Raw genomic sequence first — 1,260 nt, forward strand, 5'->3', positions numbered from 1 at the left:
ACGATGAGTTCCGCGCCTGATAAACCTAAAAAACCCGGCGGCTTCCAAGAGCCATTTTTTATGTTAGGTTTTTCATCAGGCCGTTTGGCCGTTCATGTCATCAATAATCAGTCTTCGCAAAACCAGATGGGTAACTACTTTAATTAGCGTTAAATCTGTCGGTTAGGGCAGGTTTAACGCTACCTTTCGAACACGGCTTGCCGTGTCGTTACTGCCCACGCTATCCGGGCCAGTTTATTAGCCAACGCGCAAGCAACGACATTGGAATGCTTTCGTGTCAGTTGCTCTCTGACCCAGTCGGCAAGACGTCCTGACTGGGAGTCAATGCGCTGGAGAAAAACCCTGGCACACTGGACCAGCAACTGGCGCAACTTTTTATCACCGCGTTTACTTATCCCCAGTAACGTATTTTTCCCGCCAGTACTGTACTGTCGGGGAACCAAACCTGTTGAAGCCGCAAAATCCCGGCTGCGAGCATATTGTTTGCCATCACCCAGGTGAGAGGACAAAACGCTGGCGGTTATCGGACCGATGCCAGGGATGGTCAATAAGCGCTGCCCGGTATCATCACGGCTCAGCTCCTGCTTCAACGCCACTTCCAGTTCTGTTATCTGTTCGACCAGATAAAGGTAATGAGCGTGTAAACGCGTCAGCAACTGGGCCAGGTAGGGAGGAAGTTCATTCTCTGCCAGAACGCTTGAAAGCCTTTTTATCACCGCAATGCCGATCGGCATGCTGATGCCAAACTCCAGCAAAAAAGCATGCATCTGATTGGTTGTTTTGACTTTGTCTCTGACCAACGATTCCCTGACCCGATGCAACGCCCGCATGGCTTGCTGAGCTTCGGTCCGTGGTTGCACAAATCGCATGGAGGGACGGGATGCAGCTTCGCAGATGGCTTCCGCATCCACAAAATCATTCTTGTTGCTCTTAACAAAAGGACGGACGAACTGCGGAGAAATCAACTTTGCTTCATGGCCTAAATCAATGATCCGACGAGCCATAAAATGGGCACCGGCGCAGGCCTCCATAACCACAGTAGCAGATGAACATCCGGCCAAAAATTCAATGAGTTTGGTACGTGTGAATTTTTTACGTAGCAACGCTTTGCCTGATTTATCCTGGCAGTGAACGTGAAAGGAATGCTTGCCGAGATCAATACCGATGAGCGTAACGTTTTGCATGATGATCCCCTTCAGAAAGAAAAACACCCTGTCAGCGTACCGCTCACAGGGTGGGGGTGACCATCTCATTAACCCG

1 protein-coding gene is annotated in these 1,260 nt (G+C 50.1%); it reads right to left on the reverse strand.

The genetic code is table 11. The features are described from left to right. Positions 1 to 179: 179 nt before the first annotated feature. Positions 180 to 1,184, reverse strand: a complete 1,005-nt coding sequence (locus tag U869_RS0116090) for an IS110 family transposase (RefSeq protein WP_025123788.1) — start codon at positions 1,182 to 1,184, stop codon at positions 180 to 182. Between the last annotated feature and the right edge of the window lie 76 nt (positions 1,185 to 1,260).

It is taken from the genome of Serratia sp. H1w, from assembly GCF_000633355.1.
Classification (GTDB): Bacteria; Pseudomonadota; Gammaproteobacteria; order Enterobacterales; family Enterobacteriaceae; genus Chania.